20 protein-coding genes are annotated in these 24,270 nt (G+C 49.3%); 15 read left to right on the forward strand and 5 right to left on the reverse strand.

The window, feature by feature from the left end; genetic code table 11:
- The first annotated feature begins 77 nt into the window (after positions 1–77).
- From ABGT54_RS02580 to ABGT54_RS02605, 6 genes are all read left to right on the forward strand, one after another.
- Positions 78–983 (forward strand): phosphatidylglycerol lysyltransferase domain-containing protein, encoded by a 906-nt coding sequence (locus ABGT54_RS02580; protein ID WP_346662701.1) that lies wholly within the window; start codon positions 78–80, stop codon positions 981–983.
- Positions 984–1,022: 39 nt separating this feature from the next.
- Complete coding sequence (locus ABGT54_RS02585; RefSeq protein ID WP_346662702.1) at positions 1,023–2,210, forward strand: pyridoxal phosphate-dependent aminotransferase; 1,188 nt, start codon at positions 1,023–1,025, stop codon at positions 2,208–2,210.
- A 14-nt stretch (positions 2,211–2,224) separates the two neighbouring features.
- Positions 2,225–3,283, forward strand: coding sequence for a histidinol-phosphate transaminase (gene hisC, locus ABGT54_RS02590; protein WP_346662703.1), 1,059 nt, complete (start codon positions 2,225–2,227; stop codon positions 3,281–3,283).
- Between the two features lie 68 nt (positions 3,284–3,351).
- On the forward strand, positions 3,352–4,314 hold the full coding sequence (locus ABGT54_RS02595) for a carbohydrate kinase (RefSeq protein WP_346662704.1): 963 nt from the start codon (positions 3,352–3,354) through the stop codon (positions 4,312–4,314).
- Positions 4,315–4,319: 5 nt separating this feature from the next.
- Positions 4,320–5,660: a MurT ligase domain-containing protein gene (locus tag ABGT54_RS02600; protein WP_346662705.1), complete on the forward strand. Its 1,341-nt coding sequence runs from the start codon at positions 4,320–4,322 to the stop codon at positions 5,658–5,660.
- The gene (locus tag ABGT54_RS02605; RefSeq protein ID WP_346662706.1) at positions 5,660–6,394 is read left to right on the forward strand and encodes a glutamine amidotransferase; all 735 of its coding nucleotides are present in this window, start codon (positions 5,660–5,662) and stop codon (positions 6,392–6,394) included. The genes ABGT54_RS02600 and ABGT54_RS02605 overlap by 1 nt, the downstream gene beginning before the upstream one ends.
- 13 nt (positions 6,395–6,407) lie before the next feature.
- Here ABGT54_RS02605 and ABGT54_RS02610 read toward each other — a convergent pair whose 3' ends face one another.
- A complete protein-coding gene (locus ABGT54_RS02610) occupies positions 6,408–6,758 on the reverse strand; it encodes a helix-turn-helix transcriptional regulator (protein WP_346662707.1) in 351 nt (116 codons plus the stop codon).
- Between the two features lie 137 nt (positions 6,759–6,895).
- On the opposite strand from ABGT54_RS02610, the gene ABGT54_RS02615 reads away from it, so the two are divergent.
- The 5 genes from ABGT54_RS02615 to ABGT54_RS02635 all read left to right on the forward strand — a co-directional run bounded on the left by ABGT54_RS02615 (position 6,896) and on the right by ABGT54_RS02635 (position 14,234).
- Entirely contained in the window at positions 6,896–7,129 is a 234-nt protein-coding gene (locus ABGT54_RS02615; RefSeq protein WP_346662708.1) for a hypothetical protein, read from the forward strand.
- 98 nt (positions 7,130–7,227) lie between these two features.
- Positions 7,228–7,686 carry a hypothetical protein gene (locus tag ABGT54_RS02620; protein WP_346662709.1) on the forward strand — a complete coding sequence of 153 codons (459 nt, stop codon included), beginning with the start codon at positions 7,228–7,230 and terminating at the stop codon, positions 7,684–7,686.
- A 63-nt stretch (positions 7,687–7,749) separates the two neighbouring features.
- Complete coding sequence (ispG, locus tag ABGT54_RS02625; protein ID WP_346662915.1) at positions 7,750–8,808, forward strand: flavodoxin-dependent (E)-4-hydroxy-3-methylbut-2-enyl-diphosphate synthase; 1,059 nt, start codon at positions 7,750–7,752, stop codon at positions 8,806–8,808.
- Positions 8,801–13,288, forward strand: coding sequence for a PolC-type DNA polymerase III (locus ABGT54_RS02630; protein ID WP_346662710.1), 4,488 nt, complete (start codon positions 8,801–8,803; stop codon positions 13,286–13,288). The genes ispG and ABGT54_RS02630 overlap by 8 nt, the downstream gene beginning before the upstream one ends.
- 49 nt (positions 13,289–13,337) lie before the next feature.
- Positions 13,338–14,234 carry an aminoglycoside 6-adenylyltransferase gene (locus ABGT54_RS02635; RefSeq protein WP_346662711.1) on the forward strand — a complete coding sequence of 299 codons (897 nt, stop codon included), beginning with the start codon at positions 13,338–13,340 and terminating at the stop codon, positions 14,232–14,234.
- Here the strand turns inward: ABGT54_RS02635 and ABGT54_RS02640 are convergent, their stop codons facing one another.
- Entirely contained in the window at positions 14,235–14,801 is a 567-nt protein-coding gene (locus ABGT54_RS02640) for a TetR/AcrR family transcriptional regulator (protein WP_346662712.1), read from the reverse strand.
- Positions 14,802–15,000: 199 nt separating this feature from the next.
- Between ABGT54_RS02640 and ABGT54_RS02645 the strand changes: the two genes are divergently transcribed.
- Positions 15,001–17,319 (forward strand): YhgE/Pip domain-containing protein, encoded by a 2,319-nt coding sequence (locus ABGT54_RS02645; protein ID WP_346662713.1) that lies wholly within the window; start codon positions 15,001–15,003, stop codon positions 17,317–17,319.
- Positions 17,320–17,384: 65 nt separating this feature from the next.
- Here ABGT54_RS02645 and ABGT54_RS02650 read toward each other — a convergent pair whose 3' ends face one another.
- The 3 genes from ABGT54_RS02650 to ABGT54_RS02660 all read right to left on the reverse strand — a co-directional run bounded on the left by ABGT54_RS02650 (position 17,385) and on the right by ABGT54_RS02660 (position 21,104).
- Complete coding sequence (locus tag ABGT54_RS02650) at positions 17,385–18,725, reverse strand: nucleobase:cation symporter-2 family protein (RefSeq protein ID WP_346662714.1); 1,341 nt, start codon at positions 18,723–18,725, stop codon at positions 17,385–17,387.
- Positions 18,726–18,785: 60 nt separating this feature from the next.
- Positions 18,786–19,631: a DUF368 domain-containing protein gene (locus ABGT54_RS02655; RefSeq protein ID WP_346662715.1), complete on the reverse strand. Its 846-nt coding sequence runs from the start codon at positions 19,629–19,631 to the stop codon at positions 18,786–18,788.
- A gap of 144 nt (positions 19,632–19,775) precedes the next feature.
- Complete coding sequence (locus ABGT54_RS02660) at positions 19,776–21,104, reverse strand: threonine/serine exporter family protein (protein WP_346662716.1); 1,329 nt, start codon at positions 21,102–21,104, stop codon at positions 19,776–19,778.
- A gap of 170 nt (positions 21,105–21,274) precedes the next feature.
- Here ABGT54_RS02660 and ABGT54_RS02665 point away from each other — a divergent pair, with 170 nt between their 5' ends.
- The 3 genes from ABGT54_RS02665 (at position 21,275) to ABGT54_RS02675 (ending at position 24,262) form a co-directional block, all read left to right on the forward strand.
- Positions 21,275–22,006, forward strand: a complete 732-nt coding sequence (locus tag ABGT54_RS02665) for a DUF134 domain-containing protein (protein WP_346662717.1) — start codon at positions 21,275–21,277, stop codon at positions 22,004–22,006.
- Positions 22,007–22,148: 142 nt separating this feature from the next.
- On the forward strand, positions 22,149–23,072 hold the full coding sequence (nadA, locus tag ABGT54_RS02670; protein WP_346662718.1) for a quinolinate synthase NadA: 924 nt from the start codon (positions 22,149–22,151) through the stop codon (positions 23,070–23,072).
- Positions 23,073–23,077: 5 nt separating this feature from the next.
- A complete protein-coding gene (locus ABGT54_RS02675; RefSeq protein ID WP_346662719.1) occupies positions 23,078–24,262 on the forward strand; it encodes an L-aspartate oxidase in 1,185 nt (394 codons plus the stop codon).
- Positions 24,263–24,270: the final 8 nt, after the last annotated feature.

Consider the following 24,270-nt stretch of genomic DNA (forward strand, 5'->3'; position numbering starts at 1 on the left):
AAAAGAACGGGAATATGTTATACTATGGAAGGTATACAGGCAATTACGAATGTTAAGGAAAAGAAGGTAGAATATTTATGACAGAAATACCGTTTAAACGACCGGAGCTTGCCGACCGGGAGATCATTACCCATTATTTTGAACATCACACCAGCAGAAGCTGCGAGAGAACCTTTGCGAACGTATATCTCTGGTCGCGGCAATACCCGGTAACCTGGGCGGTTGTGGAGGACGCGCTGGTGTTCAAGAGTGAGGATGAGACCCATCTGTCTTACGCATACCCGGCGGGAGAACCGCAGCAGGTGAAAAAAGCCCTGGAAGTACTGATGGAATACAGCAAAGAAAAAGGGTGGCCATTTGCTCTCTACAATGTGACTCCGGAATATTTCGCGCAGCTGGAGGAATGGTATCCCGGCAGATTTCAGATCGAGTACGACCGTGACAGCGCGGATTATGTGTATGAAAGTGAGAAGCTTGCGACCCTGGCGGGGAAGAAACTGCACGGAAAACGAAATCACATTAATAAATTTAAATCTCTCTATGAGGGCCGCTGGAGTTATGAAAAACTTACAAAGGACAATCTGGAAGACTGTTTCCAGATGGCGCTCAAATGGAGAAATGAAAACGGCTGCGAGGACGATCCGGAAAAACGTGGAGAGATCTGCGTGACCTTAAATTCTCTGCGTTTGTTTGAAGAATTGAAGCTGACGGGAGGAATTCTTAGGATAGACGGAGAGGTAGTGGCATTTACGATCGGAGAACCGATCTGTCCGGACACCTTTGTGGTTCATATAGAGAAAGCGTTTGCTGATATCCAGGGAGCCTATCCTATGATCAATCAGCAGTTTGTGGAGCATGAATGCATGGCTTACCAGTATGTGAACCGGGAGGAAGATACCGGGGCGGAGGGCCTTCGGAAGGCCAAGCTTTCCTACCGGCCGGTATTCCTGGTAGAAAAGGGCAAGGTTACAGAAAAAGAGTGATACAAGTCAACAGACATAAAGAAAAAGGAGAGAGAAAAAATGATCGCTGAAAAGATGAAAAATATGGTAGCCAACAGCTCGGCGATCCGGGCGATGTTTGAGGAAGGGAATCGTATGGCAAAGCTGTACGGCGCTGAAAATGTCTATGATTTCAGTCTGGGGAATCCCAACGTCCCGGCTCCGGAAGCGGTAAAGAACGCGATTGTTGAACTGGTCAGCGACAGCGATCCGGTGGTGCTTCACGGATATACCAACAGCAACAGCGGATATGCCGATGTCAGAGAGGCAGTGGCGGAATCCATAAATGAACGGTTCAGTACAACATTTGCAGGAGAGAATATCATTATGACGGTGGGGGCTGCAGGAGGACTGAACGTGATCTTAAAGTCTCTGATCAATCCGGGGGATGAAGTTATCGTGTTTGCCCCGTATTTTGGAGAATACCGGTCCTATACCAATAATTATGACGGCGTTCTGGTGGAAATCTCGCCGGATACCGAGACGTTCCAGCCAAAACTTGCGGAATTTGAACAGAAGATCACTCCAAAGACCAAAGCTGTGATCGTAAACACCCCCAATAATCCGACTGGCGTGGTATATTCTGAAGAGACCATTAAAGAGATGGCGGCTATCATGGAACGGAAGCAGAAGGAATATGGAACGGATATCTATCTGATTTCTGACGAGCCCTACCGGGAGCTGGTATATGACGGAGTGGAAGTGCCGTATCTGACAAAATACTACGCAAATACGATTGTGGGATATTCCTACAGCAAATCGCTGTCCCTGCCAGGAGAACGGATCGGGTATCTGGTTATTCCGGATGAGGTGACAGACAGCGAAGACCTGAAAGCAGCGGCCAATGTGGCAACCAGGATCCTGGGCTTTGTCAATGCGCCGACTCTGCAGCAGAAACTGGTGGCAAAATGTCTTCATGAAAAGACAGATATCGGCTTTTATGACAGAAACAGGGAAACTCTGTATAACGGGCTAAAGGAATGCGGTTTTGCATGTATTAAGCCGGAAGGTGCATTTTATCTGTTTGTAAAGTCTCCGATCGAAGACGAGAAACAGTTCTGCGCCGACGGAAAGGAATTCCACATCCTGATGGTTCCGGGCAGTTCTTTCGGGTGTCCGGGGTATGTGCGTCTGGCTTACTGTGTGGCTTATGAAACCATTGTGAACGCACTTCCGAAATTCCGGGAACTGGCAAAGAAATATTTCTAAAAAGGATGTGGAGTATGAAGGCATTTGAAAAAAACATACGGAAGGTAGAACCTTATGTTCCGGGAGAACAGCCGCAGGGGCGGGTGGTCAAGCTGAATACCAATGAAAATCCATATCCTCCGGCGCCGGGCGTGGCAAGAGCTCTCGAAGAACTGGACTCCGGCAGGCTTAGACTTTATCCGGATCCGACGGCGGAAGTTCTGGTGGACGCTCTGGCGGAATTTTACGGGGTAAGTCCGGATCAGGTGTTTGTGGGAGTGGGATCGGACGACGTTCTGTCCATGTGTTTCCTGACCTTTTTTAACTCTGAAAAACCCATCTTTTTCCCGGATGTGACGTATTCATTCTATAAAGTCTGGGCGGATCTTTACCGGATCCCCTATGAATGCAAAGCGCTGGATGAGGAGTTCCGGATCCGGAAAGAAGAATATTATCCGGAAAATGGCGGCGTGATCTTTCCAAATCCCAATGCGCCCACAGGAATCTATCTGGAACTTGACCAGGTGGAGGATATTATCGCTCACAACCAGGATGTGGTTGTAATAGTGGACGAGGCATATGTGGATTTTGTAGGCCGGTCTGCCATGGAACTGATCGACAGATATGATAATCTGATCGTAGTGCAGACATTTTCAAAAGCCCGGTCCATGGCCGGGATGCGTATCGGCTATGCGATCAGCAATCCGGAACTGATCCGGTATCTCAATGACGCCAAGTATTCGTTTAATTCCTATACGATGAATCAGACTTCTCTGATCTGCGGAGCGGAGGCGGTGAAAGACCGGGCATATTTTGAAGATCACCTGCAGAAGATTATCGAAACCAGAGAGTGGGCAAAGAAAGAGCTTGCAGGAATGGGATTTACATTTACGGATTCCAGGGCCAACTTTATTTTTGCCAGACATTCCCGCTATAGTGGAAAAGAGTTGTTTGAATATTTAAAGGAGCAGAATATTTATGTCAGGTTCTGGGGAAGCAGGCGGATCGAGGATTATCTTCGCATTACAGTCGGAACCAGAGAAGAAATGGCAACCCTGTTTGCGGCGCTGAAAAAATATATGGAAGAGCGTTAGCCCTTTGGTTTTCATTTTCCAGGCGATATGCTAAAATAAAAAATAAAAGTGGATAAGGAGATTAGGGTATGGAAAAAGTATATGATGTAACAGCTATGGGCGAAATGTTGATCGACTTTACGTTGAATGGTCAGAGCGATCAGGGGAACAACCTGTTTGAAGCCTGCCCGGGAGGCGCGCCCTGTAACGTGCTTGCGATGCTGAATAAGCTGGGAAGAAAGACCGCATTTATCGGTAAGGTAGGAGAAGATCAGTTTGGCCGTCTGTTAAGAGATACCATCGACGAACTGGGAATTGAGACAAAAGGCCTGCTTCTCGATCGGGAAATCCATACCACTCTTGCATTTGTACATACATTTCCGGATGGCGACAGGGAGTTTTCGTTTTACCGGAAGCCGGGGGCGGATATGATGCTTTCTGCAGATGAGGTGGATTATGATCTGATCCGCAAGTCAAAGGTTTTCCATTTTGGAACCCTGTCCATGACAGACGAGCCGGTCAGGACTGCGACCAAAAAAGCGCTTGAGACCGCAAAGGAGGCCGGATGTCTGATCACCTTTGATCCGAATTTAAGGCCTCCGCTCTGGGACAGCCTGGATACGGCGAAAGAGATGATGGAGTACGGATTCCGGTACTGTGATATGCTGAAAATATCGGATAACGAAATCCAGTTTGTAACAGGAAAAGAGGATTATGATGAAGGGATCCGCTTCCTTCAGGAAACCTACCATATTCCGCTGATCTTCCTGACCATGGGAAAAGAAGGAAGCCGGGCCTACTATCAGGATCTGCGGGTGGAAAAGAAGGGATTTACGGTGAAGGCCATTGAGACAACCGGCGCAGGAGATACCTTCTGCGGATGTGCGATCCACGGACTTCTGACTCATGGTATGGAGGGCCTGAATGAGGAAGTGTTGGGAGAAATCCTGACCTATGCAAATGCCGGCGCTGCCCTGATCACCATGAAGAAGGGCGCGATCCGCTCTATGCCGGAGCCGGAAAATATTACGAAAATGATTGAGGAAGCTTAGGGATTATGAGACTACGCAGGATGATCGCCGTGTGGGCGGCAAAACTGGCAGAAAAAATCAGCGTGCATATCTTTCACCGTCAGGGGGTAACCTGGGCGGGAAAGATCGCGCTCCGGCTGGATCCGTCGATTTTGCGGACCCTGGCGGGACAGGTGAAAAAGGATATCTATATTGTCTGCGGGACCAATGGAAAGACGACGACCAACAATATGCTGTGCGCGGCGCTGGAAGCAGAAGGATACCGGGTGATCTGTAATCATACCGGATCTAACATGTTAAACGGAGTGGCGGCGGCATTTGCCCTGGCTGCCGGATGGTCGGGAAATCTGAAGGCGGACTACGCCTGCATTGAGATTGATGAAGCGTCTACCCGCAGGGTGTTTCCCCATTTTAAGCCGGATTATATGGTGCTTACGAATCTCTTCCGGGATCAGCTGGATCGGTACGGCGAGATTGATATTACCATGAATATTTTAAAAGAAGTGATGCAAAGCGCGCCAAAGATGAAGGTGATCGTGAACGGAGACGATGCGCTGTCTGCATTTCTTGCCATGGACAGCGGCAACCCCTATGTAACTTACGGTATCGGGCAGAAGGTCATGGACGACAGTCAGTCCCATGAGATCCGGGAAGGCCGGTTCTGTAAAAAATGCGGAGCTCTGCTTCATTATAATTTTTATCATTACAGCCAGCTTGGGGATTACAGTTGCACCGGATGCGACTTTTGCCGCCCTAAGCTTGACTTTGACGCGGAAAACGTAGAGGTGGGCGATACCCTTGCGTTTACGGTGGGAGAAGAGAAAATCCTTGCAAATTATAAAGGTTTCTATAATGTATACAATATTCTTGCGGCTTATGCGGCTGTTCGGACCGGAGGGATCAACCCCGTTCACTTTAATCAGATGCTGCAGAATTTTCATCCGGAGAATGGACGGATGGAAGAATTTCAGATTAAAGGGACAAAGGTTGTATTGAACCTGGCGAAAAACCCGGCAGGATTCAACCAGAATATCTCTGCCGTGATGCAGGATCCTTCTAAGAAAGATATCATTATTTTGATCAATGATAACGCCCAGGACGGTATCGATGTTTCCTGGCTGTGGGATGTGGATTTTGACCGCTTTAAAGAGGACAACATCCATTCTGTTACGGTCAGCGGCATCCGGTGCCAGGATATGCGGCTTCGGCTGAAATATGTAAATATTTCCTCCATTCTGGAGGCGGATGTAGAGACGGCGATCCGGGAACGTGTCAAAGACGGATGTGGAAACTTATATGTGCTGGTAAATTACACGGCGCTTTTTGGCACCAGAAATATATTAAAGAGACTGGAGGAAAACGGATAATGGGAGATACACAGAAGAAAATCGTGATCGGACATCTTTATCCGGATCTTCTGAATCTTTACGGGGACAGGGGAAATATTGCCTGCATGATGGAAAGATGTCGGTGGAGAGGGATCGAGGCAGAGACGATAGAATTTAATACCGGGGATGAGATTGACTTTTCCGGACTGGATATCGTACTTCTGGGAGGCGGTTCAGACAGGGAGCAGGCGATCGTCTGCAAAAATCTCCAGGAGATCCAGAAGGATTTCAAAGAATATGTAGAGGACGGAGGCGTGGTGATCGCAGTATGCGGCGGCTATCAGCTTCTTGGAAATTATTATAAGACGGAAGACGGTGTGATCGAGGGCCTTCATCTGGTAGATATTTATACGGAACAGGGAGAAGGCCGTCTGATTGACAACATTGTTCTCCAAAGCGAACTGACCGATATGCCAGTGGTAGGATTTGAAAATCACGGCGGAAGAACTTTTATCGGTGAGAATCAGCCGTTTGGGAAAGTTCTTTACGGGTATGGCAACGACGGGGAGAGCGGATATGAAGGCGTGGTCTACAAAAATGTGATCGGCACCTATCTGCACGGACCGTTACTTCCGAAGAATCCGGAGGTCTGCGACTGGCTGTTAAAAAGAGCGCTGGAAAGAAAATACGGAAGCGCAGAACTTGCTCCGCTGGATGACCAGGAAGAAAAAGAGGCAAATGCTTATATTTATCACAGATTTGTAAAAGAATAAGACGTAAGTGGCTTCAGGATTTCTGTTGGTCGCGGAATTCAAGAAACTGCATGAAATCCAGGATCTCCATTCTGGATCTGGGTGAAAGATTCTGATATCTGACCAGCAGATCCGTCTCGGATGCGTCCGGAAGCGGGGTGCGCGAAGGAGATAATTGAACGATATCTGTCTGATTGTCCAGAAGATAATCGACAGACACCTGAAAGAGAGCGGCAAGCGCCGTCAGCTTTTCATGAGATGGCTGGCGGTTCTTTGTTTCGTAGCCTGCAATGGTAGAACGGGAAACATTCAGCCTGCTGGCAACGTATTCCTGTGTCATTTCATTCTGCTCCCGCAGATATTTCAGCTTTTCGGCAAATGACATGATTTCTCGCTCCTCCTTCGTGTTTTGGTATATTTTACCAATTGTGGCAATAAAGAACACAGGATGTGCTTAATATCAACAAAGTGTTGCGTGAAGTGTTCCAAATTGGAACGAATTATAAAAAGGAGTGGGCTGATATGCGTCTGGAAAGGTTTAAAATGGAACGGGAAGGCCTGGTAGAAGAAGGCCAGGAGGTGGAGATCAGTGAAAGGAGCGCTGTCACCGGACAGTATACTTATCTGGTGGAACCTTCAGTAGCAATGTCCGGGATCTATCGGACCGGAAACAGGATCCGCGCAAGAAAAGGACGGATCCGGAAGATTGAAAAGACAGAAAAAGGATATTATCTGGTGGTCGAAGTGCCCGAATAGAGGCCGGGGCGGCGGGGGAGGCTGCCGACGTTGACACTGGAATGGAAAGACTATATAATGTAAGAAATGAGAAAGAATACCGAAAGGATACCATATATATGATTGCAAAAAGAGACGAAGCAGTACGAAGCAGGATCTGGAGGATCACGACGATGGTTTCCTCCGCGCTGATCGTGATCATAGCGATTTTTCTTCTGACCAAACTTTTTACGACCAATCCGCTGGAAGGAAGCTGGGTCAATGAAGACGGCAGTCTGGAGCTGGATGTGGCGGGCGGCGGGGATCTGACCGTAGTCCTTCCGGAATTTGCAGAAGGCGGCACGGTGGATATCCCCATGACCTATACTATGGATACGGATGAAAAGACGATCACCATATTAAGCAATGAAGAGGAACTTCAGAAGGCGGCGGACGCCTCAGACGGATTGTACACAAAAGAGATGCTGGAGAATGCAGTCAGCCAGGTGACCACTTCTTTTGACTATAGTGTGGATCAGGAAGAGCTGACGCTTGCAGAACGCGAATATGGCGAGCAGTTTGTATTTATCAAAAAGTAAAAACGGAAAGGTACCCCGCACGAAAACTGCGGGGTTTTTGAACGAAAAGGAGAGATGGCCATGATTACAAGAGAGGATACCAGAAAGATCCGGATCGGGGGACGGACCATCGGGGGCGGAAGTCCGGTGGCGATCCAGTCCATGACCAACACCAGAACGGAGGATGTAGAGGCAACTGTTTCGCAGATCCTTGCGCTGGAAAAGGCAGGATGCGAGATCATCCGCTGCGCGGTTCCTACCATGGAAGCGGCGGAAAGCCTTGTAGAGATCAAAAAGCAGATCCATATTCCGCTGGTGGCAGATATTCATTTTGATTATCGTCTGGCAATTGCAGCTATTGAGCACGGAGCAGATAAGATCCGGATCAATCCGGGGAACATCGGAGATGCAGACCGGGTACGGGCCGTGGTGGATAAGGCGAAAGAATATCAGATTCCCATCCGGGTAGGCGTCAACAGCGGTTCTCTGGAAAAGCATCTGGTGGAAAAATACGGAGGAGTTACGGCGGAAGGGCTGGTGGAGAGTGCGCTGGAAAAGGTCCATATGATTGAAGACATGGGATATGACCAGCTGGTAGTCAGCATTAAGTCTTCGGATGTGATGATGTGCGTCCGCGCCCATGAGCGGATCGCGGAAGTCTGCCCGTATCCGCTGCATGTGGGGATTACAGAATCCGGCACTTTGCTGGCAGGAAATATCAAGTCCTCTATCGGACTGGGTCTGATCTTGTCTCAGGGCATCGGGGATACGATCCGTGTATCATTAACCGGTTCTCCGGTGGAAGAGATTAAGTCAGCCAAATTGATCTTAAAGACACTGGGGCTTCGAAAAGGCGGTATTGAAGTAGTGTCCTGTCCTACCTGTGGAAGAACCAGGATTGATCTGATCGGCCTTGCCAATAAGGTGCAGGATATGGTGGAAGATATTCCGCTGGATGATGTGAAGGTAGCTGTGATGGGATGCGTGGTCAACGGCCCCGGAGAGGCGAAAGAAGCGGATATCGGCATTGCCGGGGGCGTCGGCGAAGGACTGCTGATCAGAAAAGGCGAGATCGTAAAGAAAGTAAAAGAAGAGGAACTGCTGGAAACATTAAGACAGGAGCTGCTGCACTGGAATGAGTAAACCATTTTTTGAAGTATTTCCTACTTTAAAATTGAATGATGATCTGTGGATGCTCTTTGAAGCCACGAAGGTGACCCGGGTAGTAACAAATTCCACCAGGGACTTTATCCGCGTCCACCTTTTCAGCCGTCACCTGATCCAGAAACAGCATATTTATGAGATCGAACACATTCTGAAGGATCAGTTGTTTGCAAGGACCAGGATCCGTGTAGAGGTGGTGGAACAGTATGAGCTGTCCGGGCAGTATACTCCGGAGAATCTGATGCGGGAATATTATGACAGCCTGCTTCTGGAGCTGAATGAAAAAAGTGTGGTAGAGCGTAATATGCTTCAGAGCGGGAACTATTCTTTTGAAGAAGAAAATATCCTGCTTCTGAAAATGACGGATACCATTGTGGCGCAGGGCAGAAGAGAGTCCCTGACCCGGTATCTGACGGAAGTGTTTAATGAGCGGTTCCATCGACCGATTGAAGTGCGCGTAGTCTTTGAAGAGCCGACAGACAGCAAGCTGAAGTATAATGAAGAAAAGTTAGAACTGGAGGTAGACGCTATCCGCAGGCAGCGAAAAGCGCTGCGGGAGGAAAAAGAGGCCAGAAAGCAGGAAGAAAAGAAGGAATCCGGTGCGGTTCCCCATACATTCTCCGGTGAAAAAGGACGAAGAAGCAATTACAAAAGTTCCTATTTTGGCGCGAAAAAGCAGAGTACAGATCCGAATCTGATTTACGGCACCGATTTTGACGATGATCCCATTGAACTTTCCCAGGTAGTGACAGAAATGGGAGAGATCACGATTCACGGAAAGGTGATCAGTTTTGATACCCGGGAGATCCGCAATGAAAAAACTATCGTAATGTATGCGGTGACAGATTTTACAGATACGATCATGGTCAAAATGTTTGTAAAAAACGAACGGCTGCCGGAAATCCTGGCAGAAGTAAAGCCTGGCGCTTTTTTGAAGATCAAAGGAGTGACGGCGATTGACAAATTTGACCGGGAACTGACGATCGTCTCTGTTACCGGGATCCGCAAGATCAGTGATTTTACCCAGTCCAGGCAGGATACGGCGCCGGAAAAGCGGGTGGAGCTTCACTGCCATACCAAAATGAGCGATATGGACGGGGTCTCTGAAGTCAAAGATCTTGTAAAGCGGGCCCATGACTGGGGACATAAGGCTATTGCGATTACCGATCACGGAGTGGCGCAGGCGTTTCCGGACGCCAACCATTACATAGAGGGTCTGGATAAAGAGGATCCCTTTAAGGTGATTTACGGCGTGGAAGGCTATCTGGTAGACGATCTGACAGATGTGGCCGTCAATGAGAAGGGTCAGTCTCTCGATGGGACCTATGTGGTGTTTGATCTGGAGACCACAGGATTCAGCCCCATAAAAGACAAGATCATTGAGATCGGGGCTGTAAAAGTGGAAAAGGGAAAAATTACCGACAGGTTCAGTACATTTGTAAATCCGGGGATCCCGATTCCTTTTGAGATCACCAGACTGACCAGTATCACGGATCAGATGGTGATGGACGCACCCGGCATAGAAACAGTGCTTCCGGAATTCCTTGCATTTATCGGAGACGCGGTGCTGGTGGCGCACAACGCGTCCTTTGACGTGGGCTTTCTGGAGCAGAATATGCGCTATCTGGACCTGATGCCGGATTTCACCTCTGTGGATACCGTGGCGCTTGCCAGGATGCTTCTGCCCACATTGTCCAAGTTTAAGCTGAACATTGTGGCAAATGCTTTGAATATTTCGCTGGAGAATCATCACCGGGCGGTGGATGACGCGGGAGCGACCGCAGAGATCTTTGTAAAATTTGCACACATGTTAAAGGACAAAGGGATCCACGATCTGACGAAGCTGAATCATTTCGGGACCCAGAGTGAAAATGTGGTGAAAAAACTTCCCACGTATCATGTGATCATCCTGGCCTGCAATGAAGTGGGGCGGGTGAATCTGTATACCCTGATCTCCAAGTCTCATCTGGAGTATTATGCCAGAAGACCCAGGATCCCGAAAAGTGTACTTTCCAGATACCGGGAAGGCCTGCTGGTGGGAAGCGCCTGCGAGGCAGGAGAACTTTATCAGGCTCTGCTGAGTGAAAAGTCTGATGCCAGGATTGCAAAGATCGTCAGCTTTTATGATTATCTGGAGATCCAGCCGGTGGGAAATAACCGGTTTATGATCGAAAGCGACAGGATCAGAAATGTAAATTCTGTAGAGGATATCCGGAATCTGAACCGGAAGATCGTCCGGCTGGGAGAGCAGTTTCGCAAACCGGTGGTGGCTACCTGTGACGTACATTTTATGGATCCGGAGGATGAAGTCTACCGGCGGATCATTATGGCAGGAAAAGGCTTTTCGGACGCCGATGAACAGGCGCCTCTGTATCTGCATACCACGGACGAGATGCTGGAGGAATTTGAATATCTGGGTTCTGCGAAAGCCAGAGAGATCGTCATCGAGAATCCGAATAAGATTGCAGACATGATCGAGAAGATCACGCCCATCCGGCCGGATAAGTGTCCGCCGGTGATTCCGGATTCGGATAAGCAGTTAAGAGAAATCTGCTACAATAAAGCTCATTCCATGTATGGAGATCCGCTGCCGGAGGTGGTAACGGAACGTCTGGAACGAGAACTGAACTCCATCATTTCCAATGGATTTGCGGTCATGTATATCATTGCCCAGAAGCTGGTGTGGAAGTCCAATGAGGACGGATATCTGGTAGGTTCCCGGGGATCCGTAGGATCTTCTTTTGTTGCCACCATGGCGGGAATTACAGAGGTCAATCCCTTAAGCCCACACTATTACTGTAAAAAATGTCATTACAGCGACTTTGATTCCGAAGAAGTCAGGGCCTATGCGGGAGGCTGTGGCTGGGATATGCCGGATAAGCTGTGTCCGGTCTGCGGGGAGCCGCTTACAAAGGACGGTTTTGATATCCCCTTTGAGACCTTCCTGGGATTTAAAGGAAATAAGGAGCCGGATATTGACCTGAACTTTTCCGGTGATTATCAGAGTAATGCTCATAAATACACGGAGGTCATTTTCGGAGCCGGACAGACCTACCGGGCCGGGACGATTGCCACCCTGGCGGACAAGACCGCGTTCGGATATGTGAAGAATTATTATGAAGAACGGGGACAGGGAAAACGAAACTGCGAGATTGACCGGATCGTTCAGGGATGTACCGGGATCCGCAGGAGTACCGGACAGCATCCGGGCGGAATCATCGTTCTGCCGCTGGGAGAGGAGATCAACTCTTTTACGCCGGTCCAGCATCCGGCCAATGACACCACGACGGACATCGTAACCACCCATTTTGATTATCATTCCATTGACCATAACCTGCTGAAACTGGACATTCTGGGACACGATGATCCCACCATGATCAAGACACTGGAAGAGTATATCAGTTCCCCGGCTATGGATAATGAATACAATGAAACGGACCACCGGTTTGAAGCAACGAAGATCCCTCTGGACGATCCCGGCGTGATGTCTTTATTTCACGACACCTCGGCTCTTGGCATTAAGCCGGACGACATTGGCGGCTGCCCGGTGGGGTGTCTCGGGATTCCGGAGTTTGGAACGGATTTCGTTATCCAGATGGTAGTAGACACCAAGCCACAGACCCTTTCCGATCTGATCCGGATCTCCGGACTGTCTCACGGGACGGATGTGTGGCTGAACAATGCCCAGGAGTTGATCCGCAGCGGAAAAGCCACGATTTCCACGGCCATCTGTACCCGTGACGATATCATGACTTATCTGATCAATCAGGGCCTGGACAGTGAGGAATCCTTTACCATTATGGAGCGAGTCCGGAAGGGAGCCGTGGCAAAAGGAAAATGCAAGGAGTGGCCGGACTTTAAGAAAGACATGGCGGAGCATGGCGTGCCGGACTGGTATATCTGGTCCTGCGAAAAGATCAAGTACATGTTCCCCAAGGCTCACGCGGCAGCCTATGTAATGATGGCATACCGCATCGCGTACTGTAAGATCAATTATCCGCTGGCCTATTATGGAGCCTATTTCGGAATCCGTGCCGATGCCTTCTCCTATGAGATCATGTGCCAGGGAAAAGAAGTCCTGCAGAAATATATCGATGATTATAACAGACGGTCTAATTCCCTGAGTAAGAAGGAACAGGACACTATGAAGGATATGCATATCGTACAGGAAATGTATGCCAGAGGATATGAATTCCTGCCCATTGATATCTACCGGGCGAAGGCGACCAAGTTCCAGATCATCGACGGAAAACTGATGCCCCCCTTTGTCAGTATCGACGGCATGGGTGAAAAAGCGGCGGAAGCGGTAGAAGAGGCGGCCAAGGACGGACCCTATCTGTCCAGGGACGACTTCCGCCAGCGGACCAAAGCAAGCAAGACAGTGATCGATTATATGGGAGATCTGGGGCTTCTGGGTGATCTGCCGGAGTCCAATCAGCTGTCACTGTTTGATCTGTAGGACGGCGCCAGGAGGCGCCGTCCGGATCTTAAAAACAGCAGGTAGATGTATGGAAAGGAGTATCAAGGATACCATGCGTAGCGAAAAGGAAATGTTTGATCTGCTGATATCTACAGCCAGAGAAGACGAAAGAATCCTGGCTGCATATCTGGAAGGATCAAGGACGGTACCTGGAGTTCCCAAAGATATTTTTCAGGATTATGACCTGGTGTATGTAGTGAAAGAGACTAGATCATTTATTGAAGACAGGAGGTGGATCGACCGATTTGGAGAACGGCTGTATATGCAGTATCCGGACGATGGATTCTGGGCTTCGGGAAACCAGGATCATTGCTACGGCTGGCTGATGCAGTTTGTTGACGGAAATCGCCTCGATTTGCATGTGTGTACGCTGCCGTATGTGAAAGAGCAGATGAAAAAGGAAGAACCTTATCAGATCCTCTTAGATAAAGTAGAATGTCTGCCGGTACCGGATGAAGTATCAGACAGGGCTTATTGGGTAAAAAAGCCCTCCATGGAAGAATTCCGGGCTGTTTGTAATGAATTCTGGTGGTGCCTGAATAACGTGGCAAAGGGATTGTGGAGAGACGAAATCCCTTATGTAATGGAAATGCTGGATTTCGTGATTCGCCCCATGCTGTTTCAGGTAATCAGCTGGAAAGCAGGTATAGAATATGATTTTTCAATCAGTGTGGGGAAAGGCGGAAAATATCTGCGGAAATATCTTCCCGGAGCTGTTTATGAAAGCTATCTGCGTACTTATCCGGCGGGAGAAATAGTGGCGATTTGGAAGAGCGTTTTTGAGATGTGCACCCTTTTTGATACAGTGGCCCGAGAGGTGGGGAAAAATCTGGGGTTTCCCTATCAGGAAGAAGAGGCTGAAAATTCCAGAACTTATCTGGATCATGTCAGCCGGCTTCCTGTGGATGCGAAAGAAATTTATTAATCAGGATTTGATGTTTAAGGTGTTCGTGATAAGCCGGAATGTCAGCTTTGCCATGTGCTCCGGGCTTTCCGGGGAGGCGGCAGCCAGCCAGGTCTTGATGAGGCCGACACAGCCGGAGAGGCAGAAAGCGTAAGAGTACTTAAGGTCATCTGACCGGTCAGGGAATGTTGCTTCGAGTACTTTCAGGCTGTGTTTTGACAAGATGGCTTCGATCCGGTGGAGAAAGGCAATGTCTCCGTTAGAACCTAAAAGCGCGGCGCAGATCGCTTTATTTTCTGCCAGAATGGCAAAGATGTCCTCAATAAAAGGAAAACTGTTTTCTCCGAAGGGGCTGACCGGGCGTGCCTGGATCAGCTCCTCGATCTTTTCCACCAGTTCGTTTTCAATGCTTTCCATCATATCATAAATATCGCGGTAGTGAAGATAGAAAGTTGAGCGGTTGATATCAACCCGTTCGGTCAGTTCTGTTACAGTGATTTCATTAATCGCTTTTTCCCGCAGAAGTCCGGCAAGCCCATTTTCCAGTTGTGTCTTGGTTTTCCGGACTCTTCTGTCTTTTGGATTCATTTTTCCCTCCACAGATTCTTAAAATTTCATAAACAACCGACATGGGAACAGAGATGTGTCGATTATCCGACGTTGGCTCCCATATCTGATGGTTGCTTCCTTTTCTTTTGTTCAGTATAATGCAATCGGTTCTAAAAATCAACATAATGTCTATTAATAGAAATGATGTCTTTCAACTGACAGAAAGGGGAAAATAAACATGGTCAGACAGGAGTGGAAGAAGCTCTTCCATAACAAAATACTTTTATTGGTGGTTATTGCAGTCATCGCGATCCCATCTATCTACACAACCTTATTTTTGGGGTCTATGTGGGATCCATATGGAAAGGCAGACCAGCTTCCTGTTGCAGTGGTCAATCAGGATCAGGCTGCTTATTATGAAGGGAAGGAGATGAAGATCGGGGAGGAACTGACGGAGAAGCTAAAAGAGGACGATTCTCTGGATTTTCGTTTTACAGATGAAAAAACGGCGAAACAGTGGCTGGCAGACGGGAAATGCTACATGGTGATTACGATCCCGGAAGATTTTTCGGCAAATGCGGCCACTGTTACAAGTGAAAATCCGAAAAAAATGGAACTTTCTTATGAGACGAACCCGGGGACTAATTATATTGCTTCTAAAATGAGCGAAACGGCGATGAAGAGTATGGAAAACACGGTCCGGGAGAAAGTGACTACCGTTTATGCAAAAGTCATGTTTGACAGTATCAGAGAGGCCGGAGACGGGATGGCGGAGGCTGCGGATGGAAGCGGCCAGCTGGCAGACGGCGCAAAAGAAGCGGTTTCCGGAAGTGACAGGCTGGCAGAAAATCTGGGGACTCTGGCGGAGAGTACTCTGACCTTTCAAAACGGAGGAGAGGCCCTGACAGAAGGGCTGAAGGAATATACCCGAGGGGTAGAGGCAGCAGGAGACGGCGCAAGGGAGCTGGACGAGGGGGCAGGGAAACTGGCCGATGCTGCCGGACAGATTTCAGATGGGGCTGGGAGCCTGAAAAACGGAGCAGATACTTTGAATGACGGACTGCAGGCCATTGTGGGAGAAAGCCACGGACAATCTCAGGCACTGACAGATGGAGCCCGTTCGCTGAGTGAAGGAATGGCTGCATTTTCGGGAGCCCTTTCCCAGATACCTGCTTCTTCGGATCTGTCAGGTTATGCGCAGCAGATGAAGGAAGCTTCCGCTGCACTCGGCGGGGCGCCGGCTGCAGCGGATCCCTCCTATCTGGCAGGACAGATCGAAGCAGCCGTGGAGGCGAAAGATACAGAACAGTTGGCAGCGCTGGCCCGGCAAGCGCTTCAGGAAGCCCAGGCTAATTATCAAAGCGCTCAGACTATGAGCAGTCAGGTTTCCCAGGCTCAGACTGCGCTTTCCCAGGCAGGGGATCTCTTATCGGCGGCATCGAATTCAACAGAAGGGCTGCAGACGCTGGCATCGCAGGCGAAGGTACTGGAAGAAAAATCGGCTGCGCTGGCAGACGGCGTGCAGACTTATACAGCGGGGGTAGATCAGGCGGCAGACGGAAGCGCCGCTCTTGCATCAGGGATGGAAACTTTTGCTGCATCCGCACAGCAGGCTGAAAATGGCATCAAGTCATTGAAGCAGGGATCCGCCTCTCTGGCGAACGGAGCAGAACAGCTAAATGGAGCATCTCCCAAGCTGGTAACCGGTGCGAATGAGCTTACCAAAGGAGCAGAAAAGATCCATACAGGCGCAGAACAGTTAAGAGACGGAAGCGGGCAGCTTAGTACAGGGCTTTTAAAGGTACAGGATGGAGCAGACGCTCTGGCTTCAGGGTTAAAAGAGGGGGCAGATAAGGTTAGAAAGGCCAACACAGGTGATAATGCAGCGGAGATGGTTGCGGCTCCGGTGGATACCAGAGAAAGCCAGATGACAGATATGCCCAATAACGGACACGCGATGGCTCCCTACATGATGTCAGTGGGACTTTGGGTCGGTTGCATTGCCTTTAGTCTGATGTATCCTTTGAACAGCTACAGTGGAAAATTACGCTCCGGAAAAGCATGGTGGCGCAGCAAGGCTACAGTTCTCTATACGGTAGCAGTTTTGCAGGCATTGGTAATGTTGGGCGCGCTCCATCTATTTGACGGATTTGCACCTGCCAGATGGGGAGAAACCATTCTGACAGCCTGTGTGGCTTCTGTAGCATTTATGTCTATTATGTATTTCTTTACTGATCTGTTCGGGAAGGCAGGAAGCTTTCTGATGCTGATCTTTATGGTGGTACAGCTGGCGGGATCGGCCGGGACCTACCCGTTGGAAGTTTCCGGCAGCTTCGTGCCGGCCCTTCATGGATGGGTACCTTTTACGTATACCGTACAGGCTTTCCGAAGTACCATCAGCGGCGGGGAAAGTATCCGGGGATGTCTGGTCTATCTTCTGATCCTGGCGGCAGTATTTACTCTGTTTACTATTGGTGCGTTCCGGATCCGGGCGCACAGGATCCGGGAAGAAAAGCCGCTTTTGATGGATTGGCTGGAGTGTCATGGACTGGGATAGGATGTTGATATGATAAAAGATAAGTATACAAAAAACGCTGAAGCCTTATGGCCTCAGCGTTTTTCTTACTTTTGCTTTTCTTCCTTTGGAAGGATCACATTCAGCAGGATGGCCATCAATGTGGCTACCACTACCGGGGAACTTCCAAATACTGTGGTGACCCATTCAGGGAAGGCAGCCAGGGATTCGGAAGCCTGGGTAATGCCCATTCCAAGAGCAACGGACAGTCCGACAATGGATGTGTTGCGGAAATTCATTTCCTCCTGGAAGATCAGTTTGATCCCGGTCATGGCGATGGAGGCGAAAACAGAGATCGTAGCGCCGCCCAGTACGCACTGCGGGATGGTGGTCAGAAGACCGGAAAACTTAGGCACAAAACCGGCGATCATCAGGATGATGGCTGCCAGTCCAAGGACGCACCGGTTAATGACTTTTGTGGTGGTAACGATGCCCACGTTCTGGCTGTAGGTGGCAGTCGGCAGTCCGCCAAAGAACGCACACAGGATATTGCTGATGCCGTACATAATGATTCCGCCCTGCAGCTCTTTGTTATCCGGCATGCGGTTCATACTTCCGGAAGTGGTTGCAGAAAAATCTCCGATGGCCTGAATGGAGTTGATGGCAAACAAAAGGCCGATGGCCACACAGGCGGAGGGCTCGAAACTGATGGAAAAATGCAGCGGTTGCGGAAGCTGGAAGATTCCGGCGGACTGTACTCCGGAAAGATCCACCAGGCCGAAAGGTACAGCCAGGATATATCCGGCCACAATTCCCACCAGAATAGAAGCCAGCTTTAAAAATCCTTTGGCAAAGTGGTTCAGGCCTGTTACAACAGCCAGAGTAAAGAACGCCACCAGCCAGTTCTGCCAGGAACCATAATTTTCGCTGGAGGTTCCGCCTGCCATGTAGTTGACAGCAGTCGGATACAGAGAAAGTCCGATAGTGAAGACCACAGTTCCGGTTACCAGAGGCGGAAACAGTACACGGATCTTCCGGATGCAGAAGCCTACAATGATGGCGACGACACCGCCGACTACCTGAGCTCCCAGGATGGTGGCAATGTCATAGGTTCCGGCAATGGCCTGCATACTTGGCACATAGGCAAAGCTGATGCCGAGGATCACAGGAAGCGCGCTTCCCAGCTGCATATTTCCGAACCGGATAAAAGGGAAGAGCTGTAACAGTGTACTGATGGCAGAGCAGAACAGGGCCGCCTGGATCAGGATCACCCGGTCAGAAGGACTGACGCCTGCGACTCCTGCCACAATGATGGATGGAGTGACACAGCCCACGATCATGGCAACAACATGCTGCATAGCCAGTGGCAGCGCCTGCCCCAGAGACGGGACACCGTTCAGTTCAAAAACGGACGCGCGGCCTTTTTTAACAGATGGATTTGTGTTCATGTGGATAGTCTCCTTTTCATTCCTTTGTATAGTATTCCTGCCAGGAAGCAGGAAATAAACTTATTTTACTTCTACACGGCTGTTAAATTTATCCAGAAGAAGGGCTGCGATCACACCTGCCACAAGACAGATGATGTTGATGAGGCATCCGCTTACGGAAGCAGTAAAGCTGGAATATGGGACGATCACGACTGTGGCTGCGATCACAATCCCCACAATCCCGTGGAAAGCCAGGGAATAAAAATGTTCAAACAATGCGTTGATGGCTTTTGCAAGGCAGATCATTGTGACAACAGCGCCGATCCCGCCGGGGATCAGTACCTGAAAGTCCAGATGACCGATGCCGTCTACAAAAGGGGTGTACAGGCCAAGCGGCATCAGCAGTGTGGAAAAGCTCATGCCCGGGGCGATCACGCTTAAGGCCAGACAGAAGCCGCAGAACAGATAGGAAGCAAAGCCTGGTCTGATCTCAACAGAAGCAGCGCTTAGTCCGGTCAGCAGTGCAAAGATCGCGATCATGCAGACGATAAGAGAAATGTAGGAGCCTCTGGTGACTCCTTTTTCTCCGGCTTCCCGGAAAAGGGAAGGAAGCATGCCGGTGATCAGTCCGACAAAGAGACACACGGACGGATCCGGATATTTGTTCAGGAAAAAGGCCAGAAGATTGGCAATTCCCAGAAATCCGATCATGCCGCCGATAAATACCGGGATCAGAGGGGGGACATGTGTTTTGAAATTCTTAAAAGGATTGGACAACAGTTCCATAATCGGTTTATAGATACCGAAGATCACACTTAACACTCCGCCGGAGATACCGGGCAGAACAGCGCCAAGGCCGATCAGCGCGCCCTGGACGACCCGGTATATCAACAGCAGTGGATTGGTACCGTTTGTTTTTTGGATCATAGAATACCTCTTTTTTCTTTTTTTGCAGTTTGTCCGGGGAAATTTAAGATTTGCCGGATACTGCGGCACATCTACTATAGCATAGATTCTATGCGGAATCTATCCGTAAAATTGACCGGAATATCCGGGAATCCCTGATAAAAATTAACTACAGTGCCGGAAAGACCGGTCGGTGATGATCCGGGCAAAGATGAGTCCAAGCGGAAGCGCCAGGACGATCAGGAGGGCAGAGGCAAGCCAGGAGGCAGAATCTCCCAGGTACATTTCCCCCAGGTTATAGACAGCCCGGTACAGATAAAGGCCGGGGACCATGATCACAATGGAAGGCACTGTAATAGAGATCCGCGGGAATCCCAGGGGCTTTTGCAGAAGAGACGCCAGAAGCCCTGCAGTCAGAGAACCCAGAAATGCGGCCATGGCAGGCGGACATCCTGCCAGATCAACCATTTCCAGGCGAAGCGTATTGGCGATCATGCCGATCAAAGCCGCCGTTGCCGCAAGGGGGAGGGGGCTGTTGAACATAAGAGAAAAGCCAAATACACCGCAGAAGCTTGCCAGCAGTCTAAGGAAAAAAAGCGCCAGAGGCGGAACGACAAAGGAAGGGAATTCTTCCGGCTGCAGGTGTAAAAGCAACGCCATTGCCCATGCTGTGGTAGTGGCAACCACGATAATCATGACTGCATAGATCAGCCGCTCCATGCCGGAACGCATATCCTGCTTGGCAAGATCGATGCCGCTGGTGATAAAGGGAAATCCCGGGATGATAAATAACATGGAGCAGATATAACCGGCTTCGTGAGAGGACGGAATGGCAAAGCACCACTCACACAGCTGTATGGCTGCTGCATAGACAAGACAGGCCAGCGCCACGGATGCGGTAATACATAAAAACAGGGTGTATTTGCGCTGATTCAGTTTTGCCCGCAGATAATTGCCGGCTCCGGCGCCCAGGAAGGTACAAACCATCTCGGAAATACCGCCGCCCAGCAGAAAACAGAATGCACAACAGGCCATAGCTGCGGCCAGTCCCTGCATCAGAGGCGTATAATGGCCCCCGATCTTTTCAATCTCGTCCAGACGGGAGTGGAGGTCTTCCAGACTAAGGTCTTTCCCGGATTTTACAAAATCTTTGACAAAGCGCTCCAGCCGGTCCAGCCTGGAAGTGTTGACTCCGGTGCTGGGAAGACTTAGAGAATGGGAGACAGATTCTCTCCCGTCAAAACAGGTATAATCAATGGACAAAAGTCCGATATTGGCAGTACAGGTGACAGAAAGTTCAGATGCAAGAGTATTCATGGAGCTTCGGACTCTCCAGGCTCCGGTGCCGCAGGAGAGGAGCATCAGTCCCGTCCTTCCGATCAGCGCCGCTTTTTCATGAAGGCCGGCACAGGTGACGGGAAGATCCTTTCTGTGATCTATATAGTCATGCCAGTATACGTTCATATGATTGGGGGTAACAGGTGTCTGAGACATAAAGATTCCTTTCTATCATCAATCAGAGTGTGGATGGTATGAATTGGTTATCCACATATCAGTATAGAGAGAATGCGGTAAATGTCAAGCGCTTGTTTGGGGTTGCCTTTCTTATTAAAATATGTTATGGTATTTCCGACATATGACGGAAATGAAACGGAGGGATCTGTATGGCAAGGCCGAGAAAATGCAGGAGAGTCTGTATGGAACCGGATCACGTTTGTTTTTGGCCAGAGGGTGCTTCCCGGGCAGAGAAAGTAATCCTTACGGTGGATGAATACGAGGTGATCCGCCTGATCGATCTTGGGAAAATGACGCATGAACAATGCGGAAAGCAGATGGACATCTCCAGAACGACAGTGACGGAAATCTATGAGAGCGCCAGAGAAAAGATCGCAGACTGCATTGTAAACGGCAAGATCCTGCAGATCTTTGGCGGTGATTACCGGTTGTATGGCATGATACCAGAGAAAGGGGAACACAGTATGAGAGTTGCGGTAACATATGAAAATGGAAATGTATTTCAGCACTTTGGACACACGGAGCAGTTTAAGGTCTATGATGTAGAAGACGGCAGAATTACTGCCGGGCAGGTGACAGAGACAAATGGAAGCGGACATGGGGCGCTGGCAGGCTTCCTGAAGGATCTGGGAGCAGACGTACTGATCTGCGGCGGCATCGGAATGGGTGCGAAGATGGCGCTGGAAGAGGCCGGTATCCGGCTGTACGGAGGGGTATCCGGAGATGCAGACGAGGCGGTTCGGGCATTACTTGAAGGGAAACTGAATTATAATCCGGATGTGCAGTGCAGCCATCATGGAGAAGGTCATCATGGAGAAGGCCATCACTGTGGAGAGCATTCTCACGGCTGCGGTGGTCATGGAAGCTGCGGACAGATCTAAATAATCGAAAGTAATAATGTGCAGATGAGCAGGAGTTCATCTGCACATTTTTTGTGATTTCCATGAAATACACATATGTCTTGTCATATGTAAATACAGGTGCTATAATGTGTAAAGTTCGTGTAAAAGGAGAAAGTGAAAAATGGAAATTACACAAAAGATCGAACAGTTAAAAAATGAAAAAGACGCAGTGATCCTGGCGCATTATTATGTCAGGCCTGAAGTACAGAAGATTGCCGACTACATCGGAGATTCCTTTTATCTGGCGCAGGTTGCGGAAAAGCTTACCAACCAGGTGATTGTGTTTGCCGGAGTTTCTTTTATGGGGGAGAGCGCAAAAATCCTGAATCCAGAAAAGACGGTACTGCTGCCGGATGCCTGCGCTGACTGCGCGATGGCGCACATGGCAGATGCAGAAACCATTCAGAGGATGCGTAAGGCCTATGAAGATCTGGCGGTGGTGTGCTACATTAATTCTACGGCTGAATTGAAACGGTATGCGGATGTATGCGTGACGTCTGCCAATGCGGTGAAGATTGTAAAAGAGCTTCCGAATCAGAATATTTACTTTATCCCGGATCGGAACCTGGCAAGAGTTGTGGCGGCTCAGGTACCGGAGAAGCATTTTGTTTTTCATGATGGCTTCTGTCCTGTTCATGAACAGATGAAACTGGAGGAAATTCTGGAGATAAAGGAAGGGCATCCGGCCGCTTTGGTACTGGTACATCCGGAATGCCCGGAATCCATCTGTGCTCTGGCAGATTATATCGGAAGCACCTCCGGGATCATCCGGTATGCGACGGAGAGCGACGCGGAAGAGTTTCTGATCTGTACTGAAAACGGTGTACGCTATGAACTGGAACAAAAGAACCCGGGAAAGAAATTTTATTTTCCAAAGACAGAACCAGTCTGTACGGACATGAAGAGGATTACCCTTGAAAAGATCTGGGAAGTTCTGGAAACCGGGAAAAATGCCGTGGAAATTGACCGGATATTTGCGGATCAGGCCAGGGAGCCTTTAAGAAAAATGCTGGATCTGGCTGCAAAGAAGGAAGACCGGAGGTGATCCATATGACAAAAAAGACAGACGTGGTGATCGCAGGGACAGGAGTGGCCGGCCTTTATGGGGCGTTAAATCTCCCACGGTCTTTGCAGGTGCTTATGATCACAAAGAAGGATGTAAAAAGCAGCGATTCTTTTCTCGCGCAGGGAGGAATCTGCGTGTTAAGGGATGCGGACGACTATGACAGCTATTTTGAAGACACCATGCGGGCGGGCCATTATGAGAACCGCAAGGAATCGGTGGACATTATGATCCGCAGCTCCAGGCATGTGATTGAAGAGCTGGAAAGGTACGGCGTGGAATTTGCAAAAAAGAACGGAGCATACAGATATACAAGAGAAGGGGCCCATTCCAGACCAAGGATCCTGTTCCATGAAGACATTACCGGGGAGGAGATCACCAGCAAATTACTGAAAAAAGTACAGGAACTTCCCAATGTGACGATCTGGGAAGAAACAGAAATGACAGACATTATCGAGGAGGATGGAAGATGTCGGGGAATCCTGGCTAAAGGGCCGGATGGGGAGACAGAGATACGGGCGTCTTATACTTTGCTTGCCACCGGCGGGATTGGCGGGCAGTACCGCCACTCTACGAACTTTCCCCACCTGACGGGAGACGCCGTCGAGATTGCAAAAAGGCACGGGATTCGGACAGAACATCTGGATTATGTGCAGATCCATCCGACCACTTTGTATTCCACAAAACCAGGACGCAGGTTCCTGATCTCGGAATCTGTAAGGGGGGAAGGAGCTGTGTTATACAACCACAAGAAGGAACGGTTTGTGGATGAACTTAAGCCCAGAGATGTGGTGACAAAAGCCATTCGCGAAGAGATGGAAAAGGAAGGGACGGATTATGTCTGGCTGTCCATGGAACACATTTCAAAAGAAACGATCCTGGAACATTTTCCCCATATTTACCGCCACTGTCTGGAAGAGGGGTATGATGTGACCAGAGAGTGGATCCCCGTGGTGCCGGCGCAGCATTACTTTATGGGCGGAATCTGGGTAGACAGTGTAAGTCATACGTCTATGCCGGGACTCTATGCGGCAGGAGAGACCAGCTGCAACGGTGTGCACGGAGCGAACCGCCTGGCCAGTAATTCTTTGCTGGAAAGTCTGGTATTCTCTGAACGGGCGGCAAAAGATATTGCAAAGAAACTGGAAAAGCGTATAATCATAGAGAAATAGCAGGAAAA

This window comes from uncultured Merdimonas sp. (genome assembly GCF_963929015.1).
Lineage (GTDB): Bacteria > Bacillota > Clostridia > Lachnospirales > Lachnospiraceae > Merdimonas.

Excerpts from the sequence above, each read along its gene's own strand:
- ABGT54_RS02580 (WP_346662701.1), top strand. The coding sequence starts at position 78 with ATGACAGAAATACCGTTTAAACGACCGGAGCTTGCCGACCGGGAGATC.
- ABGT54_RS02585 (WP_346662702.1), top strand. The coding sequence starts at position 1,023 with ATGATCGCTGAAAAGATGAAAAATATGGTAGCCAACAGCTCGGCGATC.
- hisC (WP_346662703.1), top strand. The coding sequence starts at position 2,225 with ATGAAGGCATTTGAAAAAAACATACGGAAGGTAGAACCTTATGTTCCG.
- ABGT54_RS02595 (WP_346662704.1), top strand. The coding sequence starts at position 3,352 with ATGGAAAAAGTATATGATGTAACAGCTATGGGCGAAATGTTGATCGAC.
- ABGT54_RS02600 (WP_346662705.1), top strand. The coding sequence starts at position 4,320 with ATGAGACTACGCAGGATGATCGCCGTGTGGGCGGCAAAACTGGCAGAA.
- ABGT54_RS02605 (WP_346662706.1), top strand. The coding sequence starts at position 5,660 with ATGGGAGATACACAGAAGAAAATCGTGATCGGACATCTTTATCCGGAT.
- ABGT54_RS02610 (WP_346662707.1), bottom strand. The coding sequence starts at position 6,758 with ATGTCATTTGCCGAAAAGCTGAAATATCTGCGGGAGCAGAATGAAATG.
- ABGT54_RS02615 (WP_346662708.1), top strand. The coding sequence starts at position 6,896 with ATGCGTCTGGAAAGGTTTAAAATGGAACGGGAAGGCCTGGTAGAAGAA.
- ABGT54_RS02620 (WP_346662709.1), top strand. The coding sequence starts at position 7,228 with ATGATTGCAAAAAGAGACGAAGCAGTACGAAGCAGGATCTGGAGGATC.
- ABGT54_RS02630 (WP_346662710.1), top strand. The coding sequence starts at position 8,801 with ATGAGTAAACCATTTTTTGAAGTATTTCCTACTTTAAAATTGAATGAT.
- ABGT54_RS02635 (WP_346662711.1), top strand. The coding sequence starts at position 13,338 with ATGGAAAGGAGTATCAAGGATACCATGCGTAGCGAAAAGGAAATGTTT.
- ABGT54_RS02640 (WP_346662712.1), bottom strand. The coding sequence starts at position 14,801 with ATGAATCCAAAAGACAGAAGAGTCCGGAAAACCAAGACACAACTGGAA.
- ABGT54_RS02645 (WP_346662713.1), top strand. The coding sequence starts at position 15,001 with ATGGTCAGACAGGAGTGGAAGAAGCTCTTCCATAACAAAATACTTTTA.
- ABGT54_RS02650 (WP_346662714.1), bottom strand. The coding sequence starts at position 18,725 with ATGAACACAAATCCATCTGTTAAAAAAGGCCGCGCGTCCGTTTTTGAA.
- ABGT54_RS02655 (WP_346662715.1), bottom strand. The coding sequence starts at position 19,631 with ATGATCCAAAAAACAAACGGTACCAATCCACTGCTGTTGATATACCGG.
- ABGT54_RS02660 (WP_346662716.1), bottom strand. The coding sequence starts at position 21,104 with ATGTCTCAGACACCTGTTACCCCCAATCATATGAACGTATACTGGCAT.
- ABGT54_RS02665 (WP_346662717.1), top strand. The coding sequence starts at position 21,275 with ATGGCAAGGCCGAGAAAATGCAGGAGAGTCTGTATGGAACCGGATCAC.
- nadA (WP_346662718.1), top strand. The coding sequence starts at position 22,149 with ATGGAAATTACACAAAAGATCGAACAGTTAAAAAATGAAAAAGACGCA.
- ABGT54_RS02675 (WP_346662719.1), top strand. The coding sequence starts at position 23,078 with ATGACAAAAAAGACAGACGTGGTGATCGCAGGGACAGGAGTGGCCGGC.